General features: G+C 68.7%; 14 protein-coding genes. 11 read left to right on the forward strand and 3 right to left on the reverse strand.

All coding sequences use genetic code 11. From position 1 onward, the window contains the following. Positions 1 to 711: 711 nt before the first annotated feature. Positions 712 to 2,097 (reverse strand): MFS transporter, encoded by a 1,386-nt coding sequence (locus ACX938_RS14065; RefSeq protein WP_459431522.1) that lies wholly within the window; start codon positions 2,095 to 2,097, stop codon positions 712 to 714. Positions 2,098 to 3,351: 1,254 nt separating this feature from the next. Between ACX938_RS14065 and urtA the strand changes: the two genes are divergently transcribed. From urtA to urtE, 5 genes are all read left to right on the forward strand, one after another. After that, positions 3,352 to 4,638: an urea ABC transporter substrate-binding protein gene (urtA, locus tag ACX938_RS14070; protein ID WP_232754637.1), complete on the forward strand. Its 1,287-nt coding sequence runs from the start codon at positions 3,352 to 3,354 to the stop codon at positions 4,636 to 4,638. A 63-nt stretch (positions 4,639 to 4,701) separates the two neighbouring features. Continuing rightward, complete coding sequence (gene urtB, locus ACX938_RS14075) at positions 4,702 to 6,639, forward strand: urea ABC transporter permease subunit UrtB (protein WP_459431523.1); 1,938 nt, start codon at positions 4,702 to 4,704, stop codon at positions 6,637 to 6,639. A 49-nt stretch (positions 6,640 to 6,688) separates the two neighbouring features. After that, a complete protein-coding gene (gene urtC / locus ACX938_RS14080) occupies positions 6,689 to 7,906 on the forward strand; it encodes an urea ABC transporter permease subunit UrtC (RefSeq protein WP_459431584.1) in 1,218 nt (405 codons plus the stop codon). Beyond that, the gene (urtD, locus tag ACX938_RS14085; protein WP_459431524.1) at positions 7,903 to 8,661 is read left to right on the forward strand and encodes an urea ABC transporter ATP-binding protein UrtD; all 759 of its coding nucleotides are present in this window, start codon (positions 7,903 to 7,905) and stop codon (positions 8,659 to 8,661) included. The genes urtC and urtD overlap by 4 nt, the downstream gene beginning before the upstream one ends. Beyond that, positions 8,642 to 9,391: an urea ABC transporter ATP-binding subunit UrtE gene (gene urtE, locus ACX938_RS14090; protein WP_459431525.1), complete on the forward strand. Its 750-nt coding sequence runs from the start codon at positions 8,642 to 8,644 to the stop codon at positions 9,389 to 9,391. The genes urtD and urtE overlap by 20 nt, the downstream gene beginning before the upstream one ends. 102 nt (positions 9,392 to 9,493) lie before the next feature. Here the strand turns inward: urtE and ACX938_RS14095 are convergent, their stop codons facing one another. Next, the gene (locus ACX938_RS14095) at positions 9,494 to 10,789 is read right to left on the reverse strand and encodes a sensor histidine kinase (RefSeq protein WP_459431526.1); all 1,296 of its coding nucleotides are present in this window, start codon (positions 10,787 to 10,789) and stop codon (positions 9,494 to 9,496) included. 417 nt (positions 10,790 to 11,206) lie between these two features. On the opposite strand from ACX938_RS14095, the gene ACX938_RS14100 reads away from it, so the two are divergent. After that, positions 11,207 to 11,791, forward strand: a complete 585-nt coding sequence (locus tag ACX938_RS14100) for an acyl-homoserine-lactone synthase (RefSeq protein WP_459431527.1) — start codon at positions 11,207 to 11,209, stop codon at positions 11,789 to 11,791. A gap of 40 nt (positions 11,792 to 11,831) precedes the next feature. Here the strand turns inward: ACX938_RS14100 and ACX938_RS14105 are convergent, their stop codons facing one another. Further along, a complete protein-coding gene (locus tag ACX938_RS14105; RefSeq protein ID WP_459431528.1) occupies positions 11,832 to 12,188 on the reverse strand; it encodes a hypothetical protein in 357 nt (118 codons plus the stop codon). A gap of 194 nt (positions 12,189 to 12,382) precedes the next feature. Between ACX938_RS14105 and phnC the strand changes: the two genes are divergently transcribed. From phnC to ACX938_RS14130, 5 genes are all read left to right on the forward strand, one after another. Next, a complete protein-coding gene (gene phnC / locus ACX938_RS14110; protein ID WP_459431529.1) occupies positions 12,383 to 13,192 on the forward strand; it encodes a phosphonate ABC transporter ATP-binding protein in 810 nt (269 codons plus the stop codon). A 64-nt stretch (positions 13,193 to 13,256) separates the two neighbouring features. Next, on the forward strand, positions 13,257 to 14,168 hold the full coding sequence (gene phnD, locus ACX938_RS14115; RefSeq protein WP_459431530.1) for a phosphonate ABC transporter substrate-binding protein: 912 nt from the start codon (positions 13,257 to 13,259) through the stop codon (positions 14,166 to 14,168). A gap of 116 nt (positions 14,169 to 14,284) precedes the next feature. Next, the gene (gene phnE, locus ACX938_RS14120) at positions 14,285 to 15,163 is read left to right on the forward strand and encodes a phosphonate ABC transporter, permease protein PhnE (RefSeq protein ID WP_459431531.1); all 879 of its coding nucleotides are present in this window, start codon (positions 14,285 to 14,287) and stop codon (positions 15,161 to 15,163) included. After that, on the forward strand, positions 15,160 to 16,473 hold the full coding sequence (gene phnE, locus ACX938_RS14125) for a phosphonate ABC transporter, permease protein PhnE (protein WP_459431532.1): 1,314 nt from the start codon (positions 15,160 to 15,162) through the stop codon (positions 16,471 to 16,473). The genes phnE (ACX938_RS14120) and phnE (ACX938_RS14125) overlap by 4 nt, the downstream gene beginning before the upstream one ends. A gap of 1 nt (position 16,474) precedes the next feature. Further along, positions 16,475 to 17,092 (forward strand): LbetaH domain-containing protein, encoded by a 618-nt coding sequence (locus ACX938_RS14130; RefSeq protein ID WP_459431533.1) that lies wholly within the window; start codon positions 16,475 to 16,477, stop codon positions 17,090 to 17,092. Positions 17,093 to 17,136 lie beyond the last annotated feature (44 nt).

Consider the following 17,136-nt stretch of genomic DNA (forward strand, 5'->3'; position numbering starts at 1 on the left):
ATTCGCGCGCACTGCGACAGCGAAGAAAGCTTCACCGCCTCGGGGTCACTTGCCAGCTTAGAAACCCGCCCCCTCCCCGTTCAAAACTCTCGCAACAGAGGGCGCGCGCCGGACCGAGGCCGGCGCTGCTGCCCTCTGAGCGATTCGCTTTACTCTGGCAGGGTCAGGGCGAAAGGCGAACGAAGGGCGCCACTCAAAGGAGCGCCGGCCCATCGGGCCGGTCCGGCGCGCGCCCGGCATCTTCGATGCTATTCGGGCGCAAGCGGTGCGCAGTTACCTAAGGATGGTCCAAGTTCTGCGTGGGGTTTGTGAGTCCCCATCCGCGCGCACTGCGACAGCGCAGAAAGCGTCACCGCCTCCGGGTCACTTGCCAGCCTATCAACCCGCCCCCTCCCCGTTCAAAACTCTCGCAACAGAGGGCGCGCGCCGGACCGAGGCCGGCGCTGCTGCCCTCAGAGCTTTGCGCTTTATCCCAGCAAGGTCAGGGCTAGAGGATAGCTATGCGCACCATCCCAAGGAGCGCCGGCCCATCGGGCCGGTCCGGCGCGCGCCCGGCACCTTCGGTGCTATTCGGGCGCAAGTGGGGCGCGGATGGTCACTTTGGGGTGCTGTTTCTACTGGACAGCGGCTGTGTTGGGCTCGTGTGGAGAGAGCGTCCGAAACCGACGGCGAGCGTTTTAGAGGAATGAGCCGGGCCGACACCGCTTCGAGTTAGCGGCTTTCGCCATCTTGCTTGTCCTCTTGGCTCTCCGCTGTCTCTGCGGCGTCTTCTGACCGACCATCAGACGCGCCCCGCTCCTCCGCAACGCGCTCGGCCCGCTCCGCCTCTTCCGCCTCCTCAGCCTCCGCAGCCGCCGCTGCCTCGCTCTCCTCCGCGCTCCACTCCTGCGCGGCGGTCACCGCCACGGCGGACGCCGTCGGCACGAGGTTCACGTAGTCGCCGGCCTCCTCGACCGAGGGCGCCTCGCGGCGGGTCATGCGGAAGAGGCACCAGCCGGCGATGCCCGCGAAGACCAGGCCCAGGAACAGCCAGAAGCCCTCGTTGCCGATCCACTCCATGATCTGGCCGGTCAGAAGCGGGCCCAGGACCGCGCCGAGCCCGTAGATGAACAACAGCCCCCCGGCGGCGGCGGGCATGTCCTCGAGCTCGAGGTAGTCATTGGTATAGGCCATGAGCAGCGAATAGAGCGGGCTCGCCGTCCCGCCCATGACGAACCCCGCGACCAGGAGCCCGCCGAAGCCCGGCTGCAGCACCCAGGGCGTCAGGCAGGCCAGCGCGCCGATCGCCGAGACGCCGAGGATCATGAAGCGCCGGTCGATCCGGTCCGAGAGCCAGCCGATCGGCACCTGGAAGACGATCGAGCCGATGAAGATCATCGCGATGAAGGTGGTGACCCGCGCGGTGCTCAGCCCCGCCGCGGCACCATAGACCGAGGCCATGCCGAGCTGCGCCGCGAAGACGCAGCCCAGAAGCAGCGTGCCCACCGTGCCGAGCGGCGACTTGCCGTAAAGCGCCCGGAGGCTCATCGGCTTGATCGCATCGGCGGCGGGCACCGGGCTCGCCGACAGCAGGATCGGCGCGAAGGAGAAGGAGACCAGGATCGAGGCCAAGACGAAGGGCGTGAAGCCATTGGCCTCGGCCACGCCCACGAGCCCCTGCGCGCCCACCATGCCCAGCGTCTGCGCCAGCATATAGGCCGAGAGCACCGTGCCGCGGGTGCGGTTCGTCGCCTTGTTGTTGAGCCAGCTCTCCGCCGAGACATAGACGCCCGAAAGGCAGAACCCCAGCGCCAGGCGGATCAGCACCCAGGCCCAGGGCTCGACCAGGAGCGGAAAGGCGATGAGCCCGGCCGACATGAAGGAGCCGAGCGCCGCGAAGACCCGCACGTGGCCGACGCGCCGGATCAGCACCGGCGCCACCCGCGAGCCCACGAGGAAGCCCAGGAAATAGGCCGAGGTCACGACGGAAAGCTGGGTGGTCGAGAAACCCTCGAGCCCGCCGCGGATGCCCATGAGCGTGCTCTGCATGCCGTTGCCGATCATGATCAGCAGGATGCCGAAGAGCAGCGCCCAGACGCCGAGAACCGTTTTCAGCATGGCAGTCCTTTCACCGGCGCGGTTGGCTGACCTTCCGTTGCGCCAAGCAAAACCGAGCGTGGAGGGGGTTGCAACCAGTTCGCGCGGGCGGGGGGTGGCGCGCTTTGTGGCGCGGTCCGGCTGCTGTGCGGTGTCTCTCACCGGCGCCGCACTTTGCGCCTCTCTCACAAAGCCGCGCTTTAAGCCGCGCTTTTCGCCCGTTGCCCCCGGCGGCCACGCCTCTCGCTCATAGCTCCCCGGCAGCCACGCCTCTCGCCCGGAGCTCCCCGGCACCCACGCCTCTCGCTCAAAGCTCCCCGGCAGCGGAGCCCGCGCAACGGATGCCGCCCCGCCGACACCCCGCGCACCAGAGGACGCGCGCCGCGACAGCACGGAAAGCCTCACCGTCTCATGCTCCTGTCCCAACCTGCCAATCCACTCGCCCGCCCCGCTCGAAACTCTCACAACAGAGGGCGCGCGCCGGACCGGGGGCCGGCGCTGCTGACCTCCGAGCGAGGCGCTTTATCCCAGCAAGGTCAGGACGAGAGGCGAGTTAGGCGCGCCATCCGAAGGAGCGCCGGCCCAAGGGGCCGGTCCGGCGCGCGCCCGGCACCCTCGGTGCTGTTCGGGCGCAAGAAGAGGGGGCGTGGTCTCGGCTGTCTCGAACCGCACACCACGCGAGCCAACCCCAAGCCCCAGCCGCTCCGCCGTCCGCCCCGACAAGCTCACCCTCTGCCCCGGCCAAGAGCTCACACGCGGCTCCGGCCAAAAGCTCACACGCGGCTACGGCCACAAGCTCACCTTCCGCCCCGTCCACAAACTCACCAGCCTCCCCGGCCACAAGCGCATCCGCGCCCTGGCCACAAGCGCACCCTCAGCCCTGGCCACAGGCTCACCCTCCGCCCGGGCCACAAGCGCGCCCGCCGCCACGGCTACAAGTTCACCCTTCGCCCCGGTCAGAAAGTCCACCGCTCCACCCAAAACCTCCCCACCTCCCCCTACCCAAAACTTCGCACTCTGCCTCAATGGCGCGCGCGGCCCTAGGCATTTGGCCAATGTTTGGGCATCCGGCCCCTCTCCCACCCCCCGAGCCCCTCGCCGCGCTGGGAATGCCGCGCGGCAAGGCGGCCTAAAAAGCGGGTCCGGGCGACACCACGGGCGGCAGGGCGCCGCCGCGGTGCCCGGACGGCGCCCCCAAGGCCCGGACAGATGTCCCCGCCCGAGGGCAAGCGCCGGAGCAATGGCCCTCGGGCCCCATATCCGCAGGGGGATAGGATGACTGCACTCAGAACTGGATTGATCGCCGCCGCGCTGACCGGCGCGGCACTGCCGGCGCTGGCCCAGGAGACCAGCTGCCCGGTCAAGGTGGGCGTGCTGCACTCGCTCTCGGGCACCATGGCGATCTCGGAGACCACGCTGAAGGACACCATGCTGATGCTGATCGAGCAGCAGAACGCCGCGGGCGGCGTCCTGGGCTGCGAGATCGAGCCGGTGGTCGTCGACCCGGCCTCGGACTGGCCGCGCTTCGCCGAGCTGGCGCGGCAGCTCCTGACCGTCGACGAGGTCGACGTGATCTTCGGCAACTGGACCAGCGTCAGCCGCAAGTCGGTGCTGCCGGTCATCGAGGAGCTGAACGGGCTCCTGTTCTACCCGGTGCAATACGAGGGCGAGGAAAGCTCGAAGAACGTCTTCTACACCGGCGCCGCGCCGAACCAGCAGGCGATCCCGGCGGTCGACTACTTCCTCGAGGAACTGGGCGTGGAGAAATTCGCCCTGCTCGGCACCGACTACGTCTACCCGCGCACCACCAACAACATCCTCGAAAGCTACCTGCAGGACGCCGGCATCGCCGAAGAGGACATCTTCGTGAACTACACGCCCTTCGGCCATTCCGACTGGTCGACCATCGTCTCGGACGTGGTGGGCCTGGGCGAGGACGGCTCCATGGTGGGGGTGATCTCGACCATCAACGGCGACGCCAACGTCGGCTTCTACACCGAGCTCGCGGCCCAGGGCGTCAGCGCCGACGACATCCCCGTGGTGGCCTTCTCGGTCGGCGAGGAGGAGCTTTCCGGCCTCGACACCTCGAACCTGGTCGGCCACCTGGCGGCCTGGAACTACTTCATGTCCGCCGAGACCGAGGCCAACGCCGAGTTCATCGCCGCCTGGCATGACTTCATCGGCGACGCCGAGCGGGTGACCAACGACCCGATGGAAGCCCATTACATCGGCTTCAACATGTGGGTGAACGCGGTCGAGGCCGCCGGCACCACCGAGGTCGACGCCGTGCGCGAGGCCATGTGGGGCCAGGAGTTCCCGAACCTCACCGGCGGCACCGCGGTCATGGGCACCAACCACCACCTCGCCAAGCCGGTCCTAATCGGCGAGATCCGCGAGGACGGCCAGTTCGACATCATCTCGGAGACCGAGGAAGTGCCGGGCGACGCCTGGACCGACTACCTGCCCGGCTCGGCGCCGCTGACCTCGGACTGGGAAGGTCTCGAGTGCGGCATGTACAACACCGAGACCGAAAGCTGCGTGCAGCTGACCTCGAACTACTGAGGCGACTTGCGGAGGCGCGCGACAGGGCGCGCCTCCGCACCCCAAGAGGAAGGTTTTCCCCGCATGTTGCGCGCATTCGTCCTGGCGCTGGCGCTTGCCTTTGCGCTGCCCGTCGCGGCCCAGGCCCAGACCCCGGACCTCGGGGCGGTCCTCAGCGAGAACGCCGAAGAGATCGCCAAACCCTCGCGGCGCAGCGTCGGCCCGGTGATCGAGGCGCTGGTGGCCTCGGGCGCGCCCGGCGTGGCGGAGTTCCTGGCCCGCTGGCAGGAGCGCGAGGTCTACCAGCGCGAAAGCGACGGGCGCTTCGTCTACATCGAGGACGGCCGGATGGTCGGCGTCGCCGATGGCGCCGACCTCGGCGCCGCGCCCGAGGACGGGCTCGACCAGATCCGCCCCAACGGCGGCGTCCGCCGCGAGATCGCGGGCGCGCTCGTGCAGTTCCAGCTCTCCGCCCCCGACCCCGCCGAGAGGCGCGCGGCGCTCGATGCGATTTCCTCGGACATGGCGCGAGACCAGATCGCCCCGCTCGAAGCCTCGATCCCGGGCGAGGAGCTGGCCGCGCTCAAGGCCCGGAAGACCCGGCTTCTCGACATGCTGACTGCGCGCTTCGGCAGCGACACCGAGGCCCGCACCGCGGCCATCGCGCGGATGTCGAGCGGCGTCTCGGTCGAACTGCGCGGCGTGTTGAACCAGATCCTCGAGGTCGAGGAGGGCCGCGGCCTGGCCCTACCGCAAGACGCCAACCTCGCGCGGCTGCGCGTGCCCGGCAGCGACCTCGACATCGAAGCCGCCTATGCCGAGCTGGTCGAGGCGGACCTCGCACCCGCGCCGCAAAGCGCCGAGGACCTGCGCCAGGCGCTCGCCGCCCATATCGAGGGCGGCAGCGTCGGCGGCCTGCCCCTGGCGCGGCTCTCCGATCCCGAGGCCCGGCGCGCGGCCTATGACGCCCTGGCCGCCGAGGGGCGCGTCGCGCCTTTCGTGGGCCCCACAGAGATGCAGGCCACGGTCGAGGCGCATGTCTTCTACGCGCTCTACGAAGAGCCCGACGCCGCGGTCACATCCGCCGCCGCCGAGGCGCTCGCCGCGGTCGAGACCCGGGTGGCGCTGAGCGAGGCGGTGGACATCTCGCTCGACGCGCTCTCGCTCGCCTCGATCTACTTCCTCGCCGCCATCGGCCTGGCCGTGACCTTCGGGGTCATGGGGGTGATCAACATGGCCCATGGCGAGTTCATCATGATGGGCGCCTATACCGGCTACGTGGTCCAGCAGGTGATCCCGGATTACACCGTCTCGATCCTGGTCGCCCTGCCCCTGGCCTTCGCGGTGACCTTCGCGGCGGGCGTCGCCATGGAGCGGCTGGTGATCCGCTGGCTCTATCACCGCCCGCTGGAGACGCTGCTGGCGACCTTCGGCATCTCCATCGCGCTGCAGCAGCTCGCCAAGAACATCTTCGGCACCCAGGCCCGGCCCTTCACCGCGCCGGACTGGCTGGCGGGCAGCATGGTGATCTCGGACGTGATCTCGATCTCCTACATCCGCATCGCGATCTTCGTGCTCGGCCTGCTGTTCCTGGGGCTCCTGCTGTTCATCCTGAACCGCACGCGGCTCGGGCTCGAGGTGCGGGCGGTGACCCAGAACCCGCGCATGGCGGCCTCCATGGGCATCAACCCCGGGCGCATCAACATGCTGACCTTCGGGCTCGGCTCGGGCATCGCGGGCATCGCCGGGGTCGCCATCGGGCTTTACGCGCAGGTCACCTCGGAGATGGGCGCCAACTATATCGTGCAAAGCTTCATGACCGTGGTCGTGGGCGGCGTCGGCAATGTCTGGGGCACGCTCGCCGGGGCCACGCTGATCGGCTTCTTCCAGAAGGGCATCGAATGGTTCAATCCCTCCAACACGCTGGCCGCGCAGACCTACATGATCCTCTTCATCATCCTGTTCATCCAGGTCCGGCCGCGCGGCATCGTCGCGCTCAAGGGCCGGGCGGCGGGGCAATAGGCGCATGGCCGTGACCCCGTCCCCCCGCCCCTCGGGCCTGGCCGCGCTGATCCGCGCCACGCCTTCGCTGCCCTGGTTCCTCGGCGCGCTGACCCTCTTCGCGCTGCTCGTCACCACCCTGTCGGAGGCCCTGGGCACCGGGCTGGTCTCGACCTCCTTCCTCAAGGTGCTGGGCATGACGCTCTGCTTCTGCCTGGCGGCGCTGGCGATGGACCTGGTCTGGGGCTACTGCGGCATCCTGAGCCTCGGCCACATGGCCTTCTTCGGGATCGGCGGCTACGCCATCGGCATGTGGCTGATGTATGCCCGGACCGAGGCGATCGTCGCCGAGAGCCTGGCCAACCAGCTCATCCCGCCGACCCAGGCCGAGATCCGCGACGCCATCGGCGCGCAGATCTTCGGGGTCGTGGGCTCCTCGGAGCTGCCCTGGATCTGGGGCCTCGCGCACGCACTGCCGCTGCAGCTCCTGATGGTGGTGCTGGTGCCGGGGCTCCTGGCGCTGGTCTTCGGCTGGCTCGCCTTCCGCAGCCGCGTCACCGGCGTCTACCTGTCGATCCTGACCCAGGCGATGACCCTGGCGCTGTCGCTCTGGCTGTTCCAGAACGACAGCGGGCTGCGCGGCAACAACGGGCTCTCGGGCCTGCAGAACATCCCCGGGCTCGAGGCCCTGCCGCAGGCGCAGGTGGCGCTGTTCTTCTTCTGGGCCTCGGCCTTGGCGCTCGGCCTGGGCTATCTGCTCTTTGCCTGGGTGGTCGCGGGCAAGATGGGCGGGGTGATCCGCGCGATCCGGGACGACGAGACCCGGGTGCGGTTCCTGGGCTACCCGGTCGAGGGCTTCAAGCTCTTCGTCTTTACCTTAAGCGCCGTTGTCGCGGGCATCGCCGGGGCGCTCTATTACCCGCAGGCGGGCATCATCAACCCGGGCGAGATCGCGCCCATCGCCTCGATCTACCTGGCGGTCTGGGTGGCCATCGGCGGGCGCGGGCGGCTCTACGGGGCGGTCCTCGGCGCGGGCTTCGTGAGCCTGGTCTCGACCTGGTTCACCGGCGGCGGCGCGCCGGCGATCGACCTCGGCATCTACCGGATCGACTGGGTCGACTGGTGGCTGGTGCTCCTGGGCCTCTCCTTCGTGCTGGTCACGCTTTTCGCGCCCAAGGGGCTTGGCGGGCTCGTCGACCTCTGGACCGCGCGCCGCGCACCCGAGCGCCACGGCAGCGACCTCGGCCCCGACGAGGGCGCGCTGCGCGAACCGGAGGCCGAGCGATGAGCACCGCGCATCCCAAGGCCCAGCTGCTCGAGGTCTCCGGCGTCTCGGTCAGCTTCGACGGCTTCAAGGCGATCAACAACCTGTCCTTCTCGATCGGCCCGGCCGAACTGCGCGCGGTGATCGGGCCCAACGGCGCGGGCAAGACCACCTTCATGGACATCATCACCGGCAAGACCCGGCCCGACGCCGGGCGGGTGATCTGGGGACCGCGCAGCCAGTCGCTCCTGGCGCTCTCCGAGGCGCAGATCGCCCGCGCGGGCGTCGGGCGGAAGTTCCAGCGGCCCACCGTCTTCGAGGACCAGAGCGTCGAGGACAACCTGATGATGGCGTTCAAGGCCGACCGCCGCCCCTTCCGGGTGCTCTTCTGGCGCCCCGAGAGCCGCGACCGCGACCGCATCGCCGAGCTGGCCCAGACCATCGGCCTCGCGGGGATGCTGGGGCGCCGCGCCGGTGAGCTGAGCCACGGCCAGAAGCAATGGCTGGAGATCGGCATGCTGCTCGCGCAGGACCCGCAGCTCCTGCTGGTCGACGAGCCCGCGGCGGGCATGACCCCGGCCGAGCGTGAGCATACCACCGCGCTGCTGCGCAGCCTCGCCGAGCAGCACGCCATCGTGGTCGTGGAACACGACATGGAGTTCGTCCGCCGCCTCGGCTGCAAGGTCACCGTGCTGCACGAGGGCGCGGTGCTGGCGGAAGGCTCGCTTGATCATGTGACCCGGAACCAGGAGGTGATCGATGTCTATCTCGGCCGCTGAGCCCCGGAGCGACGCCCGCGCCGAGGCGGCGCCGCTTCTCGCGGTCTCGGACCTGGTGCTGCACTACGGGCAGAGCCGCATCCTGAACGGCATCTCGCTGACCGCCCGCGCGGGCGAGGTCACCTGCGTCATGGGCACCAACGGCACCGGCAAGACCTCGCTTCTGAAGGCGATCAGCGGCAGCCACCCGGCCAGCGGCGGCTCGGTCATGCTCGAAGGCCAGGAGATGCTGCGCCTGCCCGCCCATCGCCGCGCCCGCGCCGGGATCGGCTATGTGCCGCAGGGCCGGGACATCTTTCCGCTGCTGACCGTGCGCGAGAACCTCGAGACCGCCTTCGCCTGCCTGCCCGCGAGCGAACATGCAATCCCCGAGGAGGTCTTCACCCTCTTCCCGATCCTGAAGGAGTTCCTCGGGCGGCGCGGCGGCGACCTCTCCGGCGGCCAGCAACAGCAGCTCGCCATCGCGCGGGCGCTGATCACCCGACCGAAGCTCCTGCTGCTCGACGAGCCGACCGAGGGCATCCAGCCCAATATCATCCAGCAGATCGGCGAGGTGATCGACTACCTGCGCGCCCGCGGCGACATGGCGATCGTGCTGGTCGAGCAGTATTTCGACTTCGCCTACGGGCTGGCCGACCAGTTCACCGCCCTGCAGCGCGGCAGCGTGGTCCTCTCCGAACGCGCCGAGGCGGTGGACCGGGCGGAGCTTCTGCGGCTGGTCTCGGTCTGACACCCCGCGCGGGGGCCCACCCCGCGCGCAATCTTTCCCCGGAACGACAAAAAGGCGCCGCCGCGCCCTGCCCGTTTGGCCCTGTCAGGTTGTGTCGTCCGCTCAGGCGGCGACGACGCTCGAGGATTCGATCGGCTCGGGCTCGCGCGCCAGCTCGATGAAGAAGGTCGTGCCCCGCCCGGTGCTGGTGGTGAACCAGATCCGCCCGTCGTGGGCGTCGATGATCCGCTTCGAGAGGCTCAGCCCCAGCCCGGTGCCCTCGTGGCGGCGGGTCTCCAGGGGGCCCGCCTGCTGGAACTCCTGGAAGACCTTGTCGCGGAACTCCTCGGGGATGCCCTCGCCGTTGTCGGAGATGGCGATGCGGATCATGTCGCCGCTGGGGCGCAGCGCCACGTTCACCTCGCCGCCGTCCTTGCGCGAGAACTTGGTGGCATTCGACAGGATGTTGGCGATCACCTGGTTGAAGCGCGTCTTGTCGATCCGCGCCCAGAGCTGGGCATCCGGCACATCGACCTTCAGCGCCACCTCGAGGTTCTCGGCGAAGGGGCGGAAGCGCTCGACGATCTCGGTCATCAGCTCGCTGAGATCGGCGTGCTCCATGTTGAAGTCGAACTTGCCCGCCTCGGCCTTCTGCAGCAGCAGGAGGTCGCTGACCAGCTCGGCCAGCCGGCGGCTGTTGCGGGTCGCCACGTCGAGCGGGCCGCGCATCTTCTCGGGCGCCTCGCCGAGCGCGCCGGTGTTGATCACCTCGAGCGCGCCCTTGATCGAGGTCAGCGGCGTGCGCAGCTCGTGGCTGACCGTCGAGAGGAACCGGGTCTTGGCCTGGAAGGCCGCCTTGGTGCGCTCGTGCTCTTCCTCGAGCGCCTTGCGGCTGCGCAGGTTGGCGTTGTAGCCGGCGATGAAATTCCGGGCGCATTCCAGAATGAAGGCCAGGACGAAGATCACCGTGAAAAGATGTAGCCAGATCTCGGAACTGATCGGCGGGCGTTCGATCCAGACGTCTCGGACCGGAATGTAGAGAATTGCCGCGACGTAAATGGACAGCCGCAGCGCCAGCACATTCAGGAAATGGCGATTGTTCATCGCCGCGAAGATCGAGGCGGAGAAGAGCAGGAACATCGACAGGAAATGCCCGTTGTCGGTGCCCTGCATTCCCGCAAGCGTGATTGAGAAGCTGGCGATCACCACCGCGCTAAAGGCGGTGCCGATATAGAGGCTGATCATGGCAATGCGCACATGTCGCGCATTCCACGCCTTCACGGACAATATGTTGCGGAAGCAGATGGCGTCATAAAGCTCGGCGGCCAGCACCAGCCCCATGAAGATGATCGCCGTGCGCCAGCTGTAGTAATAGCCCGCAAGAACGTTTGCGGCGGTGTAGATAATGATGCGTTGCACGAAGAGGATACGCCCGATCCGGGCGTATTCACGCAGCCTTCGACGGTCGGCCCAAAGCTCGATTTCGCGACCAAAAAGCGCAGGTAGCGGCATTTCAGGCTCTCTCGTCCGGTGATTTCATGCACCACAATACAACGAATACTTTCACATTTGAGAACAATGACATTGAAGCTGTTCGAAAATGTGGCCAAAGTATGGATAAAAAAGAGTGATTGTGGTGTGTTACCCCGCAACCTCCGGCATTGGGGCAGAAACGTGACATTAGTCCATCGTAAGGCGGACATCGTGTTTCCCGAGCTCGAGCGCGACCCGCTTGAGAGGGAGATTCGCAAGGAGACCGCCAGATCATCGCGGGAAAATTCCGTTCCCGACGCGCTGAAATCCAGCGAGCCGCGGCTGCGTTCGACGGTTCTTTCGGTGCACAATCAACATCATTACGGCGAATTGTATCTCGACTTCCTGCGGGCGCGCCACCGGGTGTTCATCCAGGGCAAACAATGGGATCTGCCCGAGGAGCGCGGGCTGGAGTTCGATCAATACGATACGCCGCAGGCGCGCAACATCGTTGTGCACGAGTTCGGCGAGGTCATGGCCGGGATCCGCGTCCTGCCGACCAAGGCGCGCTGCGGCTGCTACAGCTACATGCTGCGCGACGCCCAGAACGGGCTTCTGACCGACATCCCCTCTTACGTGCTCTATGAAAAGGCGCCGGTGGTCGACCACATCTGGGAGGCGACGCGGCTTTTCCTGTCGCCCGAGGTGCCCTCGGACCGGCGCATCGGCGTGCAGACGCGGCTGATGCAGGCCATGGCCGAGGCCGCCGTGGCGGAAGGCGCGACCCATGTGATCGGCATCGTGCCCGCGGTCTTCCAGCGCTGGATGGCGCGGCTGGGCATGGGTGCCCTGCCGCTGGGCCCCCGGCTCGAGATCGACGGCGACCGCACCCAGGCCGCGGCCATGCATGTGGCGGCGGTGGCCACGCCGAAGCGGCAATTGCACTGACATTATATTGGGCGCGGCCGGGCAGATGCGCCCGGCCATCTCAGAGCGTCTCGTCTCGCGCGGGGTCCGCCGGGCCGCCGCGCGTGTCGGCGGGGGCGGCCTTCGGGGCCATCTCCTGCCAGCCCTCGCCCATGGCGACGATGCAGGCCTGGCCGTTGGCATAGCTCTGCACCAGCGTCCAGGCGCCGCTCTCCGGCCTGACCCAGACCTCCAGCACCACGTCCGGCCCGCGGATACCGCGGTTCTCGAGCCGCGCGCCCTGGCTCCGTTCGAGCCGCTCGACCATCTGCGCGCGGGGCGCGCAGAGCACATCGGCGATCCGCGCCGCCGCCGGGCCCGGCTGGGCGGCGAGAACGGCCAGCGCAAGGCAGGCCGGGATCGGGCGCGGCGTGGTCATGGCCCGAGCCTAGCACCGCCGCGCCGTCATGTAACAGTTTTCTGACAAGCCCCCGACGCGCCCTTACCGCGCCGCGCAAAGCCCCCGCGCCGTTACAAATCCGACATCGAAACGTGACCGAGACGTCTCACAACTGTCGCCGTTCCGTTGTCTGTCGCCGGTAGGTGCCCCCCAACGACGAACAGGGGATAGCAATGCTGACGATTGACGCGCTGACCAAGCGCTTCGGCCCGAAGACGGCGGTCGACGCCGTGTCCATCCAGGTCGACAAGCCGGCGATGATCGGCATCATCGGCCGCTCGGGGGCGGGCAAATCCACCTTCCTGCGCATGCTCAACCGGCTGACCGACGCCAGCGCCGGGCGCATCCTCTTCGAGGGCGAGGAGGTCACCCGCCTCTCGGGCCGCGCCCGCCGCGCCTGGCAGTCGCGCTGCGCGATGATCTTCCAGCAGTTCAACCTGGTGCCGCGCATGGACGTGGTCTCCAACGTGCTGCACGGCACGCTGAACCGCCAGCCCACCCTGGCCACGATGTTCAACCTCTACCCCCAGGCCGACATTCACCGCGCCATCGAGATCCTCGACCGGCTCGGCATCGTCGAGGAAGCGCCGAAACGCGCCGAGGCGCTCTCGGGCGGGCAGCAGCAGCGGGTCGCCATCGCGCGTGCGCTGATGCAGGATCCCGCGGTGATCCTGGCCGACGAGCCGATCGCCTCGCTCGATCCGATGAACGCCCAGGTGGTCATGCAGTCGCTGCGCCGCATCCACGAAGAGGACGGCCGGCTGGTGATCGCCAACCTGCACACGCTCGATACCGCGCGGCGCTACTGCGACCGGGTGATCGGCATGCGCGACGGCCGCGTCGTCTTCGACGGCACGCCCGCGCAGCTCACCGCCGGGGTCGCCCGCGACATCTACGGCGCGGGGGCGGATTTCTCGGAAGCCGCCACCTCGACCGCGCTCGAAACCCTGGACAGGTCCGCCCGACAGCGGGTCCCGGCCTGAGCCAGTATCCCGCCCGCAGGAGCCGCGGGCCCATCCGTTCATCACGACGTCAATGGAGAGACAGATGAAGACCACCCTTGCCTTCGCCCTCGCGGCCGGCACCTGCCTTGGCACCACCGCCATGGGCCAGGAGATCGACGAGTTCCGCATCGGCATCCTCGGCGGCGAGAACGCCCAGGACCGGCTGAACAGCTACAGCTGCCTGCAGGACTATGCCGCCGAGGCGCTCGGCGTCGAGGTCAAGCTCTTTGCCCCGGCCGACTACAACGGCGTGATCCAGGGTCTCCTGGGCGGCACCATCGACATGGCCTGGCTCGGCGCCTCGGCCTATGCGGCGACCTACCTGCAGGCCCCCGAGGCGGTGGAGCCGGTGCTGGTAAAGGTCAACAACGACGGCTCGATCGGCTACCACTCGATCGGCTTCGCCCGGAAGGACGCGGGCATCGCCTCGCTCGAGGACATGGCCGACAAGGTCTTCGGCTTCGGCGACCCGAACTCGACCTCGGGCTACCTGATCCCCTCGATCGAGATCCCCCAGGAGGACGCCGAGATCACCATGGAGCCGGGCGAATACTTCGCCGACGTGGTCTTCACCGGCGGTCACGAACAGACCATCGTCGCGGTCAACAACGGCGACATCGACGCCGGCGTGACCTGGGCCGACGGCCAGGGCAACTGGGAAGACGGCTACAACTCCGGCGCGCTGCGCAAGGCCGTGGACGCGGGCCTCGTGGACATGAACGAGCTGGTCCAGATCTGGCAGTCCAAGGTCATCCCCGAGGGCCCCGTGGTGCTGCGCCAGGCCCTGCCCCAGGAGGTGAAGGCCACCATGACCGAGCTGGTCGACGGCCTGCACGAGCGTGACGAGGATTGCGCCTACGGCGTGGCCGCGGGCGACACCCTGGGCTTCCAGCCGGTGACCCACGACACCTACCTGTCGATCATCGAGGCCCGGAAGGCGGCGATCGGCGGCTGATCTGCCCGACGCCCCGACCGGCGCGCGTCCCGGGCCAGGCACAGGCCCCGGGGCGCGCGCGCGCCAGCGCCCAGACCGACGCCGACCCGACGCCGACCCGACCGAGGCCCCCGACAATGACAGACGCCCCCCCGACCGCCCCGGACCGCGGGCCGGTCCACCAGGTCCGTGACAGCTACATGGCCGAACTGCAGCGCCGCCGCCTTTACGGCGGGCTGACGCTGATGATCTTCGCCCTGCTGATGGTCTCGGGCTTCATGGTCGCCAACGACCGCAACGCCGGCGGCTTCTGGTCCGGCATCTCCCAGGTCGGCGACTACCCCGCCGAGGTCCTGGCCGAGGCCTGGGCGATGCGCGCCGATCTGCCCGGGCTCCTGGCCGAGTTCTTCCCCGCCCTGGTCGAGACGCTGAACATCGCCGCCGTCTCGACGCTGATCGGCGCGGCGGCGGGGCTGCTGCTGTCGCTTCTATCGACGCGCGGGCTGGCGCGCTGGCCGCGGCTCATCGGGCTCTTCCGCCGGATCATGGACGTGATGCGCGCGGTGCCCGAGATCGTCGTGGCGCTGGTGCTGATCTTCGTCCTGGGCGGCGGGCCAGTGCCGGCGATGATCGCCATTGCCATCCATACCGCCGGCGCGCTTGGCAAGCTCTTCTCCGAGGTGGCCGAGAACGCCGATCTGAAACCCGTCGAGGGGCTCGCCTCGACCGGCGCCACCTGGGCGCAGCGGATGTGGCTCGGCGTCCTTCCGCAGGTCGCGCCGAACTACCTGAGCTACGCGCTCCTGCGCTTCGAGATCAACATCCGCGCCTCGGCGATCCTGGGCTTCGTCGGCGCCGGCGGGCTGGGCTACGAGCTGCGCAACGCCATGGCCTGGGGCCCCGGCCGCTTCGACGAGGCGGCGGCGATCTTCCTGTTGCTCTTCGGCGCCATCGTCTTCTTCGACCAGCTTTCCAGCCGCACCCGCAACCGCCTCACGGAGGGGCAGCGCGCATGACCACCACGACGCTCGAGACCGCCCGGCAGGACGCCGACAGGCTTTTCGCCCGCAAGCGCCTGACCGCGCTGGCCCTGCCGGTGCTGGTGCTGGCCTATTTCACCTACATCGTCTTCGCCTTCGACATCCCCGGGCTCGCCAAGCGCGCGGATTGGGACAACGCCGTCACGCTGGCCTCGGACAGCTGGTCCTACAAGGTGCATGTGACCCGCGACGCCCGCTCGGGCGAGATGGACTACGCCGTCGAGGGCGAGCGCAAGGGCGCCTACCCCGAGGGCGCGCGCCCGGCCTGGGTCACCGGCGAGGAGACCCTGAGCGTGGCGCTCGGGCCCGGCCACGAGGTGCGGCTTCTGCCCGGCAACCGCACCGAGGTCGCGGTGCCCGGTCACCCGCTGATCGAGATCGCCACCGAGGGCCGCGAGGTCATCACGAACCTCTCGGACACGCCGCCCGACTGGATCAGCGCCTCCTCGCGCCGCGTGGCGATCACCACCGAGGAAGGGCGGATCACCGTCACCGGCACCAAGACCGAGATCTTCAACTATTTCCCCGGCTGGGAGCTCTTCTTCTTCACCTTCGAGAGCCCCTACCACGGCCACAGCCTGGGCCGGATCCTCTGGGGCGAGCGCATCGACCCCGCGCGGGCCAACCTCGTGGGCGCCGTGCAGGACGTCTGGAACAACCCGATGTGGCGCCACAAGGACGTGGCCTGGGCGATCGGCGAGACCATCCTCATGGCCTTTCTCGGCACATTCGGCGCGGCGCTGGTCGCCCTGCCGCTGGCCTTCCTCGGGGCCAAGCGCTTCGCGCCGCTGACCTCGCTGCGCTTCGCGATGCGGCGGATCTTCGACTTCGTGCGCGGCGTCGACGCGCTGATCTGGACGGTGGTCCTGTCGCGCGCCTTCGGGCCCGGCCCGCTGACCGGCGCGCTGGCGATCCTGGTCACCGATACCGGCACCTTCGGCAAGATCTTCTCGGAGGCGCTGGAGAACGTCGAGGAGAAGCAGATCGAGGGCGTCTCCTCTACCGGGGCCAAGCCCCTGCAACGCTACCGCTTCGGGGTGCTCCCGCAGGTGGTGCCGGTGCTCCTGAGCCAGATCCTCTATTTCCTGGAGTCGAACACCCGCTCGGCCACGATCATCGGGGCGATCACCGGCGGCGGCATCGGGCTGATGCTGACCCAGGCGATCCAGACCCAGAAGGACTGGGAAGAGGTCGCCTATTACATCGTGCTGATCGTGCTCATGGTCATGGCGATGGACTGGCTCTCGGGCAAGCTGCGCGGGCGGCTGATCAAGAGGTCGCAGTGACATGGCCCGGCTGAGCCCCGACCGCCCCTATCTGCACCCCGAGTGCGAGCTGACCGAAAGCACCTTCGGGCGCTACGTCGAGATCGGCCGCGGCAGCCGGATCGCCTATGCCACGCTGGGGGATTACTCCTACTGCGACCGCTACGCCGATATCGCCAACGCCGAGGTCGGCAAGTTCGCCAATATCGCGAGCTTCAGCCGCATCGGCGCGACCGATCACCCGCTGGAGACGGCGGCCTGCCATCACTTCCTCTACCGCTCCTCGGACTACTGGGACGACGCGGACGTCGACGCCGAATTCTTCGCCCGGAGGCGGGCGCGGCTGGCGCGGATCGGGCATGACACCTGGATCGGCCATGGCGCTTTGGTGAAACCCGAGGTGACGCTGGGCCATGGTGCCGTGGTCGCGGCGGGCGCGGTGGTGACCCGCGACGTGGCGCCCTACACGATTGTCGCGGGCACCCCGGCGCGCGAGATCCGCCGCCGCCAGCCCGCGGATCTGGCCGAACGGCTCATGGCGCTGGCCTGGTGGGACTGGGACCACGCGAGGCTGCGCGCCGCGCTGCCGGATTTCCGGGCGCTCTCCGCCGCGGCTTTCCTGGAGAAATACGGGGGCTGAGGCGCGGGGTGCGGTTTGTGCGCCCCCTGCCACGCCCTCGCCCG

It is taken from the genome of Roseivivax sp. (assembly GCF_054552075.1).